The organism is Komagataeibacter xylinus (genome assembly GCF_004302915.1).
In the GTDB taxonomy this organism is placed as follows: domain Bacteria; phylum Pseudomonadota; class Alphaproteobacteria; order Acetobacterales; family Acetobacteraceae; genus Komagataeibacter; species Komagataeibacter xylinus_C.
In genome coordinates this window covers 1-17,678 of sequence record NZ_QQBI01000044.1, presented here as the reverse complement: position 1 = coordinate 17,678, position 17,678 = coordinate 1, and the positions used below count along the sequence as shown (strand labels likewise).

Here is a 17,678-nt window from a genome sequence, read left to right as displayed (position 1 = left end):
AGATCGGGCTCCTGTGGGATGACTGAATTCTACAAAATAACCCAAAATTTCCTCAAGTGTGAGAAATTCGCGTCGAGGCCAAATTGCTTCTTGCCTCGCGTACCCAGGAGCTTGACGTTTGGGTCATGGAGAAGCCCCGCGAAAAGCGGAACACAGTTGCTCTCGAACACCTTGTCGTCGGTCGGGATGTTGATGATCGTTGAAGAGGCCACGCGTCGATTTTTCCGTTACCCGACAGAGAAAGTTTGGGGCATAACCCGTTATTCCCAAGCAGAAAGGTGGATGCCAGCTTACGCCTTCATGACGGACACGAGAAGCATCATGCTAAATTCTGAAAAGCGGACGTAAGTGTCTGTATCTGCCGAGCTGAAAAAAGCTGAAGAGCGCTGCCAGTGAGAATGGTAGAAATAAGAGTCGGCCGGCCCAGATACTTGCACCGGCTCTATCTTACTCCTAACCCTTTCCGAACCCCGATTTCTCGCTGTCGAGTACCGCCATCTGTTTCGGATCGTAGCGTTCCCCGGCAGCAGACCCTTTTGGAACTGCCTGCTCGATAGCAGCCAGACTGTCAGGCGTCAGCGCAAGATCAAGCGCACCCAGCGCCTCGGAGAGCCGATCGCGTCGGCGGGCTCCTACAAGTGGTACGATGTCGTCACCCTGTGCCGCCACCCAGGCAATTGCGAGTTGGGCCACGCTTGCGCCCTTGGTGACTGCAATTTCGCGTAATGTCTCCACAAGGGTCAGATTGCGCTCGACATTGCCTTCCTGAAAGCGGGGACTACGAACCCGAAAGTCCTCTGGCCCTTTCGCTCCTTGCCAGTGCCCGCTGATCAGACCACGCGCGAGCACGCCATAGGCTGTTATGCCGATGCCGAGTTCACGACAGGCAGGAAGAATTTTGTCCTCAATGCCACGCGAAATCAGCGAATATTCAATCTGAAGGTCGCTGATCGGATGGACGGAAGCCGCGCGCCGGATGGTTTCCGGGCCAACTTCCGAAAGACCGATATGCCGGACATAACCCGCCTGAACCATCTCGGCGATGGCGCCAATCGTATCCTCGATAGGCACAGCCGGGTCCAGCCGTGCAGGCCGGTAGATGTCGACATGATCAAGCCCGAGCCGTTGCAGGGTATAGGCCAGGAAGTTTTTCATGGCAGCAGGCCGTGCGTCGTAGGAGCCCCAGTTGCCACCCGGGTCGCGCATCGCACCAAACTTGACGCTGACGAGGAATCTGTCGCGAGGAATATCCTTGATCGCCTCACCGATCAGCATTTCGTTATGGCCCATGCCATAAAAATCGCCGGTGTCGAGAAGCGTGATCCCAGCGTCCAGCGCGGCATGGATGGTAGCGATGCTTTCTTTCCGATCAGCCGGACCATACATGCCGGACATGCTCATACACCCAAGACCGATTTCGGACACCTGAGGGCCGCTCTTACCAAGTTGCCGCAATTTCATATTTCAGAAAAATCCCTATTTCTTGAAGCAGAACCCTACCACACAGGCTATCTTTCGATAACCTTTCTTCCGTGCAGCTTTTCGTCCTTTGGAACGGAACGAATTTTCCGTTTGATGGAGCAAGCGGACAGGCTGTAGTCGCCTCATGCCAGACACTCAATGCTTGATGCAGATTTCGAAAAGCGGACATTGCATCGGGAGTTACTCTCACTAATAACACAGTTGGAATACTGTTGAGGCGATGTACCAAACGACAGATTTTTCTCTAATATAGGAGAAAATTACAAATGATATATGATGCGATCGGAAATACATATATCCAAATTAGGCCAAGATCCTTATGCTCTTATACAATTATCGACCCAAAGTGGGATAACTACAAATGTCAATTCTAATGTATTAAAATCATCCAAAGTAATATCGCGACTGCACCACCAATGCTACCTACTATCATCCAAGTGAGAATGAAAATTTTCGACCGGAGCTTTTGGATGCTACCTTCGATGTCTACTATATTTTTTTGAAGAGCCTTTTCCAGTTCGTCAACCGTTTCTGTCTGAGTTGAAAGAATTTCCTGGAAGTGTTCTTTCGTTTGAATAATCTGTATATTTATTCGTCCTAAACAATCTTCTATTTGAGAGCTGATCTTACATTCAAGTTCTTCACACATTTTTTGATAACTGTCGGCCTGCAGATTGAGCTGGGTCCTCAACGTATCGAAGGATTTATTGGTCTGTTCTCGGAGGGAGGCTACACGTTCGGTGGACGCTGCCGTGGCTTCTTCTAGAGCGCAGCGAGTAAACTCTCTCTCCGAAAAAACGACCTTATTGATTTCGTTTAGCGCCTGAGACGTTTCGAATCTCTGTTCTTCGGCTAAGGCACGGAAGTCTTGCTGCTGCCTAGAAAGCATCGTTTCCAAATCAGCCTTTACATTCATGACGGCATGACGCTCTGATTCAAACGAACTTGTCATTTGCTCTCTTGCCGTTTTTACATCGTTAGCAATCAGGACTAGCTGCTTTGCCTGATCAGCAGTCAGGCCTTTTAAGGCAAAATATTGGTCGACGAGTTGCCGAAGCTGCTCCTGTTGGGACGACAACTCATGCTGTTGAGTTGATATTGTCTCGTTTGTAGAAGCAAGCTCTCGCGTCTTTTCATAAAGTGATGTTTGCTGATCTTCGATCGTTTTCTGCTGCATGTTCAATTGATGAGACATGGCTACAGATAGAACTATTAATTGACCTTGTTTTTTTGCAAACCTCTCTTGCAACTCGATTGAATCAAGCTGGGCTTTCTCTATGTCATCGGAATTCCACAAACGCATGAAGGCATTCTGTGACTCGTGCTTTTCACGCGTCTCTTTGAAAGAGCCGAGCTTTTTAAAGTCTTCTAGAAAATCTCTGATAATGAGAGAAGTATCGACTTTGCCTAGCAAGTCAGGAGAAATACCCAGATTTTCTAATGGGTTGGCGTTATGATCCATTTTTTAATTCTTCTTAAAATATTCATTAATCAAATCGGAAGCTTCCTGCTCAGCATTGGCAATCCGCTTCGTGTCCGCCCTAAGGGCGTCAAAATGTTCCTGGTTTCGCTTGATATCATAATCTTGGGCGTTAAGCATCACACTTTGAGTTGTCGACATCTCGTCAAGCTGTAGCCCAATCAATTTATAGTTCAGGTCAATCTCTGCATATTGACGAGAACTCTGAAACTGTAGGTCGATTCCGGTAGTCATAAGCGCGATGTTCTCGCCGGAGGAATGTAGAAGACGTTCCATGCTCTTTAGCATTTCCGTACCGGTGGCGCTCAACCAATCGAACGCCCTATCAATGCCATAGATTAGCAAAGATGCCGCAATACCCGTAATGATTGCAGTCAATGCTGGCGCCAAAATGGGCGCAAGGAACGCCAGTGGTGATGCCGCAATGAAACCGCTGACAGACTTTTCCAGCAACATCCCGATTGCCGTGGTTATGGTGGCCGAAAGGATTTTCGTCACCTCGCGTGCCACTTCCAAAGTAGACATGCCTTCGGGTGGATTGATCATCAGCTTCATAGCCCGCCAAATGCCTCGCAGACTCTCCCGGATAATAGTCACTACTTTTTTTGCTGTCGTGATAAAGTTGTTGATTAGGAACGTCAGCAGATTGCTTGCGAAGCCTTGAATAGCCCCCGATATAGCTGCATCTAGGGCAGACTTTAATTTAGCCACCACGCGCTTCATCACACGCTTCAGGCTTTCAACAATCTGATCAATCAGACTTTCTTGATCGGGCGCTTGGAGGATAAGCTTTATTTCAACAAAGCTTCCGTTGACGAACTCGTGTAGCAATACGCCGAAAGCTTGCTGTAACGCATTTCGACCAGCTTCAGAGGCTCCTGTAGTGAGCAACTCATTGGTTAACTTCGCGGTATTGGCTCTTGAAATTAGGCGCCTCGCTTCGCTATCTAGCGCTCTTATACGAGAAATCTGTTCGGCACCAAGATTATTTTTTTCTATAAAATCTGGATCTTTTAAACACTCATCCCACGACTTCTTTCCTTTGGAAGTATTAAGGCTCGCTTCAATAAAAGCCATATTTTGTTTACTATTGGCAAGATCCTTTCTTTCTTGCTCTGTCAAACGTAAATGTAGCGCTTTGTTACCATGAAATTCCTTAAGAGAGACAACATGATCACCGTGAACCTCGCCTTGCTTCATCGGACGACCGGTCGCTTCACTCGTGACCTCGCCATTCCGTGCAAACGTCTCATTATTCTGCCTGTGAACTGGACCTCGCCTTTTCGTATCATCCCAATGCTTTTGCCGAATTTTCTGGCTGTATTCCTCGCCAGCAAGCGAGTAATTTTTGCGAAAATGCTCATCTGGAAAAATATCATTATCAGCATTGTGTACGGTCGATACGTTCCCCCCGTCTTTGTCATTGAACATTGCTGTTGATAACCCGAACGGACCAATTATCTGGCGCAAAATTTCTTGCTGACAGTTATCTATCAGTTCATTCATACGGGCTTGTCGCAAGTCGGCCTGACGGATTGGCTTGGCATCTGAATGTTCGGGACTAAGCATTATCTAGCGCCTATGTTGAACCGCTCCGGGATTGGCGGAAAACGAGTTCATTAAATTACGCTGTCATGGGAACATGGTCTAGAGTAACGTAGAGTTGTTATTCGGTGTCGACGGCATGATGTTTATCCGCGGGTTAAAAGCCGGAGTCGGCTTTCACCGCTGATGCATTCTAAACCGGACCTTCCGTTCACCCCCCTGATCTGCCTGTCTGCTCAGTAATGCAAGAGCAGACAGGCCGCAGTCACCTTCATTTCAGACATAGGGCACCCCCACCTGCTCTCCAAATACCGGACATGACTGATTCAAAGCCTATCAGCCAACTCATGCAGGTAGCAAAGAGTCAACGCGCCGTCTTGGTCAGGCAGGACAGCGCAAGGTAATTGACGAATCCCACATACGTCAGACTTTTGTCTTCCCAACACCCTAGCCAAAAACAATGCCCTTATCCAAACACCTCAATGGGTGGCCACTTTCCCACATTACTTGTTGCCGGTCCTTGATCGGGTGGTTGGGTATTCAATAAGATGCATATACACATTAGGAAATATGTGTTTTTTGGTCGGTTAGAAGTGTGATTTGACTGGAGAAAGCATGCCGTCTGAGAATGCGTCGATTGAGCTGAGATCAATCAATAGGCTGCTCGTCGATGAAGGCGGCATCCCTGCGCAATACTGGATCCCCGCTTATCAGCGGGGGTACCGCTGGGACCGACTACAGGTCACCCAACTTCTGGATGACATCTGGGAGTTTATCCAAGCCAGCGAGGAAAAACCTCGAACCTCCTTTTATTGCCTGCAGCCGTTAGTTGTTCGGAAGCTGCAAGACGGACGATACGAGGTTGTGGATGGCCAGCAGCGGCTGACAACCATCTTTATCCTTCTGTCCCACCGTAGTGAAATCCTCGCATTGTTAGGCAAACAATGCTTTTCCATTGACTACGAAACTCGCGACCGTGCTTTTCTTGAAAATATTGATCTCAACCGATCCGACGAGAACGTAGATTTCTACCACATCGGTCAGGCTTGGCAAGCTATTGAGGAATGGCTTGCCGGCCGTGACCGAATGCATGCGTTAAAGCTGCTGCAGCATTTGCTCAATGATGATGAGGCCGGTCGGAATGTGAAGGTCATCTGGTACGAACTGGCGCCCAATGACGACTCAGTCGCAGCCTTCACCCGACTGAACATAGGCAAGATACCGCTTACAGAGGCCGAACTGTTGCGTGCCTTGTTTCTGCGCCGCGCGGCTAAGGACGATGACACCGGCAACCTCTCGTTACGAATTGCCTACGAATGGGACCAGATCGAAAAACGGCTGCAGGATAATTCAGTCTGGTACTTCCTACAGAACACCGACCTCGATGACACAAACCGGATCGGCCTTATCTTCCGGCTCGCTGCCAGGGTGGAAGGCCATGCGTTGAATCGGGAAGACTACGCGGTGTTTTCCCATTTTTCAGATCTGTTAAGCGCAGAACAAAGTGCTGAGATCGAATGGCGCAAGGTGAAGGACATTTTCATGGCGCTGGAGGAATGGTACGAAGATCGCTACCTTTTCCACGTTCTTGGTTTTGTTTTCAATCAAACTGCTGGTGGGCTTTCCACAATTACCGAACTGCTCGCTGATAGTCAGGCATGTAGCAAACACGATTTTTCCAAAGGTCTTCGCAATCGGGTCTATCGTATGGTGCTCGGAAGTGATCTATTGGCTGCTTCTCCAGATGAACTTGAGGAAGAGATCACCACTCTCTGCCGTACAGTCGACTACGCAAATGCACCCAAGGTGCGGAGCCTGCTGCTCTTATTCAATCTGGCAACGCTGCTTGAGGATCCGCGATCAAACATCAGGTTCCAGTTCGATAGTTTTAAGCAAGAATCTTGGGATATCGAACACATACGCTCAGTGAGCGACGAACGACCTTTACGCCCCCGAGAGCAAGACGAATGGCTACGCCACTGCTTGATGTTTCTGCGCACTATCAAGGGAGAAGACGAGCAAGCGCTTGCTGAAAGCATTGAAGGCTACCTTGATCCAGATTCTGAGCAAAGGAACCAGGCGAGCTTCGAGGAAATCGACAGCAAGATTCTATCGTTCTTCAACGAGGCGACGGACGGCCCTGACCATGCCCTCGCAAACCTGACATTGTTAGATTCGCGGACCAACCGCGGCTATCGAAATGCAGTTTTTGCGGTAAAGCGCAGCGTTTTGCTGGAAAACGACAGATCTGGGATTTTTGTCCCTCTCTGCACTCGTAACGTCTTCCTGAAATGCTACAGCCGCACGGTTGGAAACGTCATGTTTTGGACCGAACAGGACGGACAGGATTACCTAGATGCGATCAGTCGAACACTGACTCGATTCTTTCTTGGACAAGCAGGGACAAGCCGATGACTTCGCGAACCACCTTTAGCAAGCTGATCGAACGTCATGACCGTGTCGAGATTCCTGTCATCCAGCGAGACTACGCGCAAGGGCGGGTGGACCAGCGCATCGTCCGAGACGATTTCCTTAAATCCCTTTACGACGCGCTGTGCCTGCCCAAGGATGACCCCAAACTGCCCCTTGATCTCGACTTCGTCTACGGGAGCGTCGTAAACGGCTCCTTCCAACCTCTCGACGGCCAACAGCGGCTCACCACGCTGTTTCTGCTGCACTGGTATCTCGCTTGGGTCGACGGCTGCAGCGAAGATCTCCGCAGTCGGATTGTCACATCAGGACGGTCCCGCTTCAGCTACGAAGTGCGTCCCAGTAGTCGGGATTTCATCAACGCATTAGCCAATTATGTACCAGATATCGCGGCAGGAGAATGCGAAAATATTAAAGGGATGATAACTGACCAGCCTTGGTACTTTCGCAGCTGGCGGTTCGATCCAACGATTCGTGCTGCACTATCAATGTTGGACAGGATGCACGAGGTGTTCCAGAAAACCTCAGGCCTTTATGTCCGGTTGATTGATGAAACGGCTCCCGCGATCACATTCCAAATTCTTGATCTTGAGCAGTTTGATCTCTCGGATGATTTGTACATCAAGATGAATGCGCGTGGAAAACCACTAACTCCATTCGAGACATTTAAGGCACGTTTCGAGAGGCATCTGGAAAGCCAGTTCAAGGACTCTCTGCCGGATATCTGCAACGGGACGCCAATTGCAGACTTCTTCTCTCGTCGGATTGATACCCGATGGTCCGATTTTTTCTGGCCGTTCCGTGATAAGAAAACCTCCACATTCGACGATGCCATGATGAACCTACTGCGGACAGTGATCATGGTGACGAGGGATCCCGAAACTGCTACGACCTCGGCTGATTTGGCCGACCTTCGCTCCACGGCGCGGGCTAGCAGCTACACTTGGTTTCACGACAGGGGCTGGCTGGATCAGGAAATGATCCTGGCGCTGATCACCCTCCTGGATCGGTGGAGCGCAGGCCCCGAAACGTTTCGCCGCTATCTTCCCGATACGCAGCGTCTCGATGAGCAGACTTTTTTTCAGGATCTAATCACAAAGCCGACCAGCTTTACTTTCCAACAGCTTGCTCAGCTTGCCGGTTATACTCGCTTCCTTGTCCATTCGACCGGAGAGATTGACTCCACCGCTTTCGGTACATGGATGCGAGTCGTTTCTAATCTCGCGGCTAACACCGATTACAACCGCCCGGAAGACCTGCGTAGGAGCTTGGTTGGTCTCCGAGACCTCACGCCGTGGATGAACGATATTCTCAACCACCTCGCTAGTTCTGACGGCGACGTGAGAGGCTTCTCTCGCGAGCAGGTCGCAGAAGAGCGTATCAAAGCCCGTCTCATCGGTTTCGGCGACGGCTGGCCGGAACGGCTCGATCGGGCAGAGCGGCATTCCTATTTCCGAGGGCAGATTGGGTTTCTGCTACACTGCTGCGGTTTGAAGCTTGATGAGGTAGATTCCGAACTCGAACGTCTCACCACAGCTACCGCAAACGAGCTAGTGGAACCGTTTGATCATTATCTTGCATGCGCCTCACAGATGTTCGACGATCTTGTGAAGCACCCTACAGAATCTGGCCGGCTCTGGGAGCGCGCACTTCTCACGGTCGGAGATTTCTTGCCGAATATTGGCCGAAATCGATCACTGTTGACTATTTCATCCGATGAGGCTTGGGGGTGGAAGAGACTGCTTCGGAATGCAGCAACTGGCGGTCGACCTAGCCGTGTCCTGCAGTCTCTATGGGACCGTCTCGAAGGCTTGGGTTCATATGCTTCTGATCTTGCCGGTATCATCGAGACTGCGTCCGAAATCGATCCGTGGCGTGAGGCGGTCCTTGCGACGCCGTCAGTCTATAGTTACGGTTCTTACAGAATGATGCGTTTCACAGACGAAGGAGGCATCTACCTTCTCAAGAAGACGCAAATGAACGGAAGACATGTGGAACTGTTCACCTACTGTCTGCGTGAAAGTCTCGCATCCGAATTGGAGCCATACGGATTTTCGGTGAGTGATTATGAATCGACGTCGACAGATGACCCGCCCGGACTCTGCTGTACAAGTGATTATAGAGGAACAGACATCACATTTTATCTGACTTTGTATCAAGCGCCTAGGCAATATCAATTCTACTTAGATGAACCCAAGGAGACAAATGGTATACTGCGCGAGGTCCTCAACGAATTAGCTTTCGAAAGGGACGATGATAATTTTTGGATGCTGCTAGGAGGGCTTGCCGACTTGAGGTCTCAGATTCTTAAGTTGGCTCAGTTGCTTAAAGCAAGAAATTGAAGGGCGAGATTTTCTGACGAAACTGAAGATTTGTGGAAATGATAATTTTTGACTGTATTGCCGCCTCATCAACTGCATGAAAGAGCTGACACCAAATGCAACCTGATCCCGACATGACAGACAGGTGTAGGTTAAGCACCAAGCGCACCCTGCGCGTGGCACAACGGTCCTGCTAAGGGCTGGTAGCTGACCCAAGAGTGCTTCATGCGAGTGTCAGTTTTCTGATTATTCATCATCAACAGCAGACCTTCTGTTCCCTCCCAATGCCGACATTTTTTCTGCCGGGAAAGGGGAGAGCGTGCTGGCTTGGGTGTAGTTGTCAGAGTCAGAAGGCTGCGCGGATTTTCATGACGGGTTGAGAGGGTAGGAGAGAGTCTCCTGTCCGCCCGTCATGGAGTTTTGCGCCATGGCGACCGCCATTCCCAAAATCACGTTGAGTTCCTCTCGCGACATCCCGTTCAACCGGCTGGTGCTGTCCCAGTCCAACGTGCGGCGTGTGAAGTCCGGCCTGTCGATCGAGGAACTGGCCCGCGACATCGAGCGCCGTGGGCTGCTGCAAAGCCTGAATGTCCGCCCCGTCCTTGATGATTCTGGTGTCGAAACCGGCAGCTATGAAGTTCCAGCCGGTGGGCGTCGTTTCCGTGCCCTCGAACTGCTGGTGAAGCAGAAGAAACTGGCTAAGACGGCGCCCGTGCCGTGCGTCGTGCGCGAGGCCGGATCGGCCATCCTCGCCGAGGATGATTCCCTGGCCGAGAACGTCCAGCGCGTGGCCCTGCATCTGCTGGATCAGCTTCGTGCCTTTCGCGACATGCTGGAGAAGGGCATGTCCGAGGAGGAAGTCGCCGCAGCGTTCTTCGTCGCACCGACCGTGGTCAGACAGCGCCTGCGGCTGATGACCGTGTCCGACAAATTGCTGGATATCTACGAGCAGGACGGCATGAAGCTGGAACAGCTGATGGCCTTTTCCATCAGTGACGACCATGCACGGCAGGAACAGGTCTGGGACATCGTGTCCCAGAGCCATAACCGCGAACCCTACGTCATCCGGCGCATGCTGACAGAAAAGACCGTGCGGGCTTCGGACGCCCGCGCCCGCTTCGTCGGGCTGGACACATACCTTGCTTCTGGTGGTCATATCATGCGCGACCTGTTCGAAGCTGATGATGGCGGCTGGCTGCAGAATCCGGCCATTCTGGACCGGCTGGTCATGGAAAAGCTGCATGCAGCCGCCGAAGATATCCGTGCTGAGGGCTGGAAATGGATTGAAACCGCCCTGTCATTCCTATGGGGGCACACAAGGCAGTTCGTCGAGATCGATGGTACGGAAGTGCCCCTGACCGATGAAGAGACAGCCCGTCTCGAAGCCCTGTGTGCCGAGCAGGAAGCCATCGAGGCTGAATACGCCCAGGCCGATGAATATCCTGATGAGGTTGATGCACGGCTGGGCGAGATTGAGAGGGCCATTCTTACCTTGGAGGAACGGCCCCTTGCGTTCAATCCAGCCGACATGGTGCGGGCAGGGGCCTTCGTCAGTCTCGACAGTGATGGCACACTGCAGGTGGAGCGGGGGTTCGTGCTGCCCGAAGACATGCTAGCCGAGCCGAAAGACGATGATGTTGACGGTTCGGATGAATACGATCACCCCGCGTATGATGGGCAGGATGATCGTCTTGCTGATTACAGCGGCGATGCAGGCGGGGAGGGCGATACTACCGCTCCCGACGTTGAGTCCGAGGAAGAAGACGGGATCAAGCCGCTGCCTGACCGGCTGCTCACCGAGCTGACGGCCTGGCGCACGCTCGCCCTGCGGGACGCGTTTGCCAGCAACCCGCACATCGCGCTGACCGAACTGCTGCATACCTTGGTGTGCGATGTTTACTGGCAGACACCAGGTGCGGATTGCCTTGAAGCCTATGTCCGGGAAATCCCGCTGCCGGTCCATTCGCCCGACATGCCGGGCAGTGTGCCAGCTCACGCCCTGCGCCAGCGCAATGACGGCTGGAAGCATGATCTGCCGGATGACGAGGATGCGCTGTGGCGGTGGATCGACGGCCTGGACGATGCCAGCCGCATGGCGTTGCTGGCGCATTGCCTGTCCTTCGGCATCAACGCGCTCTACGAGCGCATGCCCGCCTATGGCGCGGTGTCCCAGCGCAGCGTGACCGAGCGCCTTAAACGGGCCGATCGACTGGCATCGGCCCTCAGCCTCGATCTGGTCGAGGCGGGGTGGCAGCCCACGGTCGAGAACTATCTCGGCCGGGTGACCAAGGCGCGCATCCTGCAAGCCGTGCGGGAGGCACGCGGCGATGAGGCGTCCGCGCGTATTGCCCACCTGAAGAAGCCCGACATGGCGCGCGAGGCCGAGCGGCTGCTGGAGGGTTCGGGCTGGTTGCCCGAAGCGTTGCGCACGACAGGTGGTGTAGAGCAGGTGTCGGTTGAAACGGCAACGGTGGACGAGGGTATGGAGGCTATCGCCGCCGAGTAGCTTTTATGAGGTCTGGAACTTTGAGACAGCGGCTTCCGGTGCCCGGAAGCCGCTTTTTTCATGTCCGCCCTCCCGCGAAGAGGGAGAGGTCGGCTTCGCCTTTGGTGCCGAATAACCGGCATAGAGGAGAGTTTTCCATGACCACGACCATCATCCTGCCCCCTGCGTCCCGTGGCGCCGCGTCCGGCGGTTTCCGGATTGATCCCTCCCGTGGCGAACGGAGCGTCCGCGTCTCGTCCGAATGGTTCTCGCGCCCGGATGACGAGCGCTACCTGTCCCTGTCTGACCTGCATGCCGCGACACTCGCACGGGCGGATCGGGCCACGGCCCGCACCGTCGAGAGCCGCGGCATTCGCATCGAGGCCTCGCGCGACAATGTCGAGCGTCTGACCCTGGCCGTGCCGGGACAACAGGAGCCGATCGCCCCGACGCACTGGTCCTTTGGCCAGATGTGCGGCCTGGTGGGGGCACCATCGTCGTATCTGCGCAATCTCCCCGCGCCTCTGGCGGCGATCAACCTGCAGCATGGCTTGCTGTCGCACCGGGCCGAACTGGTCAAGACGCTGGAGACGGAAGATGGGCGGGTGGAACTGCGCGCTGTGACCGGTCCCGATTACGGCCGCATCTGGGACCATGAACTGGTCGGCGCGGTGCGCAAGATTGCCGGTGACGGCACGGGCGATACCAACTGGAAGGTGCCGGGTGTGATCGACTGGGCCACCATGACCCATAATCCCTATGTCGATATCACCAAGGAAACCACCACGCTCTATGCGTCAGACAGGGATGTCTTCCTGCTCCTCGTGGACGACACGCACCCGATCGAAGCCGGGCGTCTGCCCAATGGCGATCCTGACCTCTATTTCCGGGGCTTCTATGCCTGGAATTCGGAAGTTGGCAGCAAGAGCCTCGGCATTGCGTCATTCTATCTGCGTGGGGTGTGTCAAAACCGCCTTTTGTGGGGCGTCGAAAACTTCGAACAGATCACGATCCGGCATAGCAAGTTCGCCGCTTCGCGCTTCGTGCATCAGGCCACTCCAGCCCTGCGGAACTTCGCCACAACCAGCCCGGCCTCGTTCGTCTCCGGCATTCAGGCTTCGCGTCGGGCGCTGGTGGCAAAAACTGATGAGGACCGCGAAAGTTTCCTGCGTCGTCGCGGGTTCTCGAAACCGGAAACCACGAAGATCATCGAGACGGTGCTGCACGAGGAGGGATGCAAGCCCGAGAGTGTGTTCGATTTCGTGCAGGGGATCACGGCACTGGCGCGGACGAAGACCAACCAGGACACACGGCTGGATCTGGAGGGCAGGGCACGCAAGCTGATGGAAAAAGTGATCTGACACGTTCCGAGATGAACCATGTGGTTTCACCAGGCCCGGCCCTGCGCCGGGCTTCTGCGTTTTCATGGAGACAGACCATGGCGGACTTCTTTACGCATTTCTCGTGCGTTCTTGACGTCGGCTCCGCACGCAACGCCGTCCGCGCGATGACGATCTATCTGGATCTGCTGGCCGAGTACCAGATCGATGACGCAGGGGGGAATACCGTTTGCCGTCTCGGTAGAACCTGCCCATGGAGCCGGCAGGCTGTGGATTCGGGACGATAGGACGGGTGATCCCGCCCAAGTGGTCGTCTTTGTCCTACGCTGCGCCCATAAATTCCGGCTCACTGGCCGCTGGGGCTTTCAATGGGCCAATACCTGCACACGCCCGCGCGTGAACGCCTTCGGAGGCGGTGCGCACGTCATTGATCTGGGAAGCAGGGAGACGGTGGCATGGATTGCTACTTACGGATGGCTTGAGGACACCATTGCCGGAAAAACGTAAAAGCGGATCAGGGGGCGCTGACCGACAGCGTGCCAACCTTGGTGGCCGCGCGCATGAAACGCCTGTCGAATGTCGCAAAACCGCTGCAGCCCTTTGCCGCGGCAAGATGGAGCGCGTCCGCAAAGTCCATGCCCGCTTCCGCCCAATCGAAGGCCTGGGCCACAAGCGTCGCATCCTCGACCGTGACCGTGGGCAGGCCCGCAAAGGCGCGCAGGGCCGGGATCACCCTGTTCTTCGGCATGTCATACACCCCGCGCAGAACCCATTCGGTTTCCAGCACGACGGTGCGTGGCACGAAGACCAGTTCCCCGTTGACCACCGCACGCGCCTTTTCGGCCTGTTTCGGATCATCGCTCGTCAGGTAGCGGACGATGATGTTAGTATCGACCGCGCGCATGGCGTTTCCTGATTTCCGCGTCCAGACCTGCCTGCATCTCATCAATCGATTTCAGGCCGCCTGTGGGCGGGAGGCTGCCAAATACATCTTCGGGCCGGGTGGCCGCGAAAGCTTCCTGCAGCGGACGAAGCAGGACGCCGCGTTCGGTGTTTTCAACCACCAGCCGTGTTCCGGCGGGCCAGTGCAACTGTTCGCGCAGCGCCTTGGGCAGGATCACCTGCCCCTTGGTCGAGACGGTTGTGGTGAGGGGATCGGCTGGCATCACCTGTCTCCATTGTAAGACAGGTGTAAGATAAGGATCGCCCCTGCCAGATGCAAGCCGATCTTTCCCAAGGGACGTTTATTTCCCGCCGTTCAACGCGTCCTTGAGCGCCTTGGCCGGGGTAAAGCCCAGCTTGCGTGAAGCCGCGATCTGGATCGTGGCACCCGTCGCCGGATTACGGCCTTCCCGGGCTGGTACATCCTTGACCTTGAACTTGCCGAAGTTCGGCAGGGTCACTTCCTCGCCCCTGATCGCAGCCTGGGTCATGGCCTCGACCACTGCGTCGATGATCTTGCGGGTGTCGGCATTGCTCAGGTCAGCCTCGGCGGCCACGATCTCGACGAGATCCGAAACCTTCATGATGATGTCCTTTCTAACGGCAAAAAATGCAGTCTTCTGCTCACCCGTTATGGCCAAAATCAGGCATGGCACAAGCAACAGACCGTCCCAGGCTGGCTGACGGCCACCGGTTGACAGGGAAAAACCATCCTTATTTTAGCCCATGGCCGCCGGTTTTTATATTCAGAAGTCAATACGCTTCCATCCTGCGTGATCTCGAGGAATCTGGGTAACGCAGTCCCTTTCAACCATGATTTTCTCAGGAGGCATGATGCACCAGCACGATGCGGCCGACCTTGCCCGCCGTCTTGCCGGGCAGGCCGAAGCAGTCTGTCAGCATTATCTGCCTGCGGGACGCAGGCAGGGTCATTACTGGCTGGTTGGCGACGCGCGTAACACCCCGGGTCGCTCCATGTTTGTCCGGCTTCAGGGCAGCGCAGAGGGAAAAGGCGCGGCTGGTAAATGGACTGATGCCGCCAGCGCCGAACATGGCGACCTGCTTGACATCATCCGCGAGGCGCGGGGCCTGACAGACTTCCGGGACGTGGTGGATGAAGCGCGCCATTTCCTTAGCCTGCCGTCGGCACATCTTTCATCGCGGCCTTCTCCGGACGGCTCATCTTCCTTTTCCCGGAATGGTGGCGCGACAGGGTCAACGGAGGCGGCCCGTCGGCTGTTTGCCATGAGCCGGCCGATTACGGGCACAATCGTGGAAATGTATCTGCGTAAACGCGGCATTACGGAACTGCACGAAACCGCTTCCCTGCGTTTTCATCCGCGCTGCTACTATCGGGCAGATGATGGCGGTTCCACCCAAACATGGCCTGCCCTGATTGCTGCAGTCACCGATCTGGACGGCAGGCTGACAGGTGTGCATCGCACATGGCTGTCACCGGACGGGGAGGGGAAAGCGCCAGTCAAAACGCCACGACGGGCGATGGGACAACTGCTGGGCCATGCGGTCCGTTTTGGCGCGGCATCCGGCGTCATGGCTATGGGTGAAGGGATCGAGACGGTGCTATCGATCAGCATGGTCTTGCCGGAACTGCCCATGGCGGCCTGCCTGTCATCCGCCCACCTCGCGGCCTCTGCATTCCCGGCCTTGCTCAGGCGTCTTTATGTTATCCGTGATGACGACCCGGCAGGCGACCATACGGCGAAAGCCTTGTGCCAGCGGGCACAGGCTGTCGGGATCGAGGCGATCGTGCTTTCGCCCCGGCTCGCAGATTTCAACGATGATCTCCGCCATCTTGGTCGAGGTGCGCTCCGGTCGGTCCTGCGTCCGCAGCTTGCTCCGCAGGACGTGGCACCTCTGATGGACGGGACGGTCTGATAACCGTTCGGTAGCGCTACAGGCCGGAATCCTCATCATCTCGCATGGTCAGGTCAAGGCTTCCCCGTTCGGCAGGGCTCGCCCATAGCCTTCCAGGAGGGGAGCGGGCGACAGCCGGGCCGGTCCTGCAATGCCCGGTGGCAACTATTTTCCGTCGCGCGGCCAGCCGCGCTTTACATCGCGAAACAAAATAGCCGCCACCGGTCATCCTCCGCGTTGCTTCGGCCGCGCGAGCGCGGTTCCGGCCTGTCCCGACCGCCGCAATCCGCCCCCGGGAAGGCCGCGATGGGCGCGGCCGACTGAAACCGGAGAGACCCCTCATGACCCGCACGCAGGATGACAGCTTCGAACCCGCCCACGCATCGTCACCGACAGATCATGTCCTTACTGAACTCCAGCTCTACGGCTATCGTCCTTTCGAAGACGAGCCCGACGCCAGGCCGTTACCGGAAGCCAGCACCATTGGCGGCGCAGTGGCCGATATCTTTGACGCCATGGTGGCGACGCTGAGTGAAACCCGTCTGGAACCCGACCTTGAAACCCTGCTCTGGTCCATGGTCAATGTTTTCCACCGCACGGTGGTGCAGGTCGAGCGTGAACTGGACCGGAACGAACAGGCGCAGAAGCAGGCGCAACGGGAGCAGGATGGGAGCGAGATCCGCTCGGTCGAACTCGAACGCATGCTGGCCGAGGGCCAGACCCTGATCGAACGACGCAATGCCTACGAGATCTTCCGCGATCATGCTGCCGATCTCTTTGAACGCCATACCGGTTCGTCCTGGCGCCCCGGACACGGCTCGCTGGTCAGTCGCCCCACCATGACCGCCACGATGGTCGACAGCCGGGATTTCCTGCATGCCCGTCGCAGGGCTGACACCGAGCTTCTGGTCCCTCCAGGCCCGAAAGTAGCCTGTACCGGTGGCCTGGACTTCAATGACCACCAGCTGATCTGGGACCGTCTCGATCGGGTGCGCGGTCGGCATCCTGACATGGTCCTGCTGCATGGAGGCTCACCCGGGGGTGCCGAACTGATTGCGGCCCGCTGGGCTGAACACCGCAAGGTCACACAGATCGTCTTCACGCCCGACTGGTCCAGGCACGCCAAGGCGGCGCCCTTCCGACGTAACGATGCCATGCTGAACGTCATGCCGATCGGTGTCTTCGTTTTTCCGGACACCGGCATTCAGGAAAACCTTGCTGACAAGGCCAGAAAACTCGGAATTCCGGTCTGGAAATTCGGCAGCGGTGGCGTGTAGGCGCCATCGTTTCCATATCAGGACCTGTCATGCGGCCATACAGTCGGAATCATTAAATAAAACTTCGTAACGGATATCGGGACGGACAGTCCGATAATGTTCCGGTACCTTCCTGATGACTGTTGAAACCGAATGCTTCCCATCCGCCAGCTTCCCGCATCCCTCTGCCTGTTACTGCCTCTCGCGCTGGGGGCCTGCCATGGACAGGGCCATGATCATGACACCACCTGTCGAAGGGGGCCGCCACCGGGAGGACGCCCCGATATGGGGGGCGGATTTCATGGTGGCATGACAGAGGGTTTCGGGGGCGGCTTTGGTCCCGGCGGCGGTATGTCGGGCATGATGCCGGGTGGTGGACCCGGCGGCATGATGGGCGGGGGCATGGGCGGCGATGGGCCGCCTGATGATGACTTCGGGAGCCACATGTAAATGCTGTTTCAAAATTCCCCACATGTGCTGTCGGAAAATTCCCCAGCACGGATATGGTGATCAGCCATTGAG

At 55.3% G+C, this 17,678-nt stretch carries 14 protein-coding genes; 8 read left to right on the top strand and 6 right to left on the bottom strand.

Going from position 1 to position 17,678, the window contains the following annotated elements; genetic code table 11:
- Nucleotides 1-453: 453 nt before the first annotated feature.
- The 3 genes from DV027_RS15450 to DV027_RS15440 all read right to left on the bottom strand — a co-directional run bounded on the left by DV027_RS15450 (nt 454) and on the right by DV027_RS15440 (nt 4,531).
- Entirely contained in the window at nt 454-1,461 is a 1,008-nt protein-coding gene (locus DV027_RS15450; RefSeq protein ID WP_130732817.1) for an aldo/keto reductase, read from the bottom strand.
- Between the two features lie 391 nt (nt 1,462-1,852).
- Nucleotides 1,853-2,944 (bottom strand): coiled-coil domain-containing protein, encoded by a 1,092-nt coding sequence (locus tag DV027_RS15445; protein WP_130732816.1) that lies wholly within the window; start codon nt 2,942-2,944, stop codon nt 1,853-1,855.
- A gap of 3 nt (nt 2,945-2,947) precedes the next feature.
- Entirely contained in the window at nt 2,948-4,531 is a 1,584-nt protein-coding gene (locus tag DV027_RS15440; protein ID WP_130732815.1) for an AI-2E family transporter, read from the bottom strand.
- A gap of 591 nt (nt 4,532-5,122) precedes the next feature.
- On the opposite strand from DV027_RS15440, the gene DV027_RS15435 reads away from it, so the two are divergent.
- The 4 genes from DV027_RS15435 to DV027_RS15420 all read left to right on the top strand — a co-directional run bounded on the left by DV027_RS15435 (nt 5,123) and on the right by DV027_RS15420 (nt 13,104).
- Nucleotides 5,123-6,922 (top strand): DUF262 domain-containing protein, encoded by a 1,800-nt coding sequence (locus DV027_RS15435; RefSeq protein WP_130732814.1) that lies wholly within the window; start codon nt 5,123-5,125, stop codon nt 6,920-6,922.
- On the top strand, nt 6,919-9,279 hold the full coding sequence (locus DV027_RS15430) for a DUF262 domain-containing protein (RefSeq protein ID WP_130732813.1): 2,361 nt from the start codon (nt 6,919-6,921) through the stop codon (nt 9,277-9,279). Before DV027_RS15435 ends, DV027_RS15430 begins: the two co-directional genes overlap by 4 nt.
- 406 nt (nt 9,280-9,685) lie before the next feature.
- Entirely contained in the window at nt 9,686-11,764 is a 2,079-nt protein-coding gene (locus DV027_RS15425; protein ID WP_130732812.1) for a ParB/RepB/Spo0J family partition protein, read from the top strand.
- A gap of 137 nt (nt 11,765-11,901) precedes the next feature.
- A complete protein-coding gene (locus DV027_RS15420; protein ID WP_130732811.1) occupies nt 11,902-13,104 on the top strand; it encodes a DUF932 domain-containing protein in 1,203 nt (400 codons plus the stop codon).
- Between the two features lie 493 nt (nt 13,105-13,597).
- Here the strand turns inward: DV027_RS15420 and DV027_RS15410 are convergent, their stop codons facing one another.
- From DV027_RS15410 to DV027_RS15400, 3 genes are all read right to left on the bottom strand, one after another.
- On the bottom strand, nt 13,598-13,987 hold the full coding sequence (locus tag DV027_RS15410; RefSeq protein ID WP_130732810.1) for a type II toxin-antitoxin system VapC family toxin: 390 nt from the start codon (nt 13,985-13,987) through the stop codon (nt 13,598-13,600).
- Entirely contained in the window at nt 13,968-14,249 is a 282-nt protein-coding gene (locus DV027_RS15405; RefSeq protein ID WP_207303515.1) for an AbrB/MazE/SpoVT family DNA-binding domain-containing protein, read from the bottom strand. Before DV027_RS15405 ends, DV027_RS15410 begins: the two co-directional genes overlap by 20 nt.
- 78 nt (nt 14,250-14,327) lie before the next feature.
- Nucleotides 14,328-14,660, bottom strand: coding sequence for an HU family DNA-binding protein (locus DV027_RS15400; protein WP_275101007.1), 333 nt, complete (start codon nt 14,658-14,660; stop codon nt 14,328-14,330).
- A gap of 199 nt (nt 14,661-14,859) precedes the next feature.
- Between DV027_RS15400 and DV027_RS15395 the strand changes: the two genes are divergently transcribed.
- The 4 genes from DV027_RS15395 (at nt 14,860) to DV027_RS15385 (ending at nt 17,606) form a co-directional block, all read left to right on the top strand.
- Complete coding sequence (locus tag DV027_RS15395) at nt 14,860-15,921, top strand: DUF7146 domain-containing protein (RefSeq protein WP_207303516.1); 1,062 nt, start codon at nt 14,860-14,862, stop codon at nt 15,919-15,921.
- Between the two features lie 320 nt (nt 15,922-16,241).
- Nucleotides 16,242-17,177, top strand: a complete 936-nt coding sequence (locus tag DV027_RS15390; protein WP_130732806.1) for a DUF2493 domain-containing protein — start codon at nt 16,242-16,244, stop codon at nt 17,175-17,177.
- Between the two features lie 115 nt (nt 17,178-17,292).
- The gene (locus DV027_RS17675; RefSeq protein ID WP_165399222.1) at nt 17,293-17,469 is read left to right on the top strand and encodes a hypothetical protein; all 177 of its coding nucleotides are present in this window, start codon (nt 17,293-17,295) and stop codon (nt 17,467-17,469) included.
- Complete coding sequence (locus DV027_RS15385) at nt 17,466-17,606, top strand: hypothetical protein (protein WP_207303514.1); 141 nt, start codon at nt 17,466-17,468, stop codon at nt 17,604-17,606. The genes DV027_RS17675 and DV027_RS15385 overlap by 4 nt, the downstream gene beginning before the upstream one ends.
- The last annotated feature ends 72 nt before the right edge of the window (nt 17,607-17,678 follow it).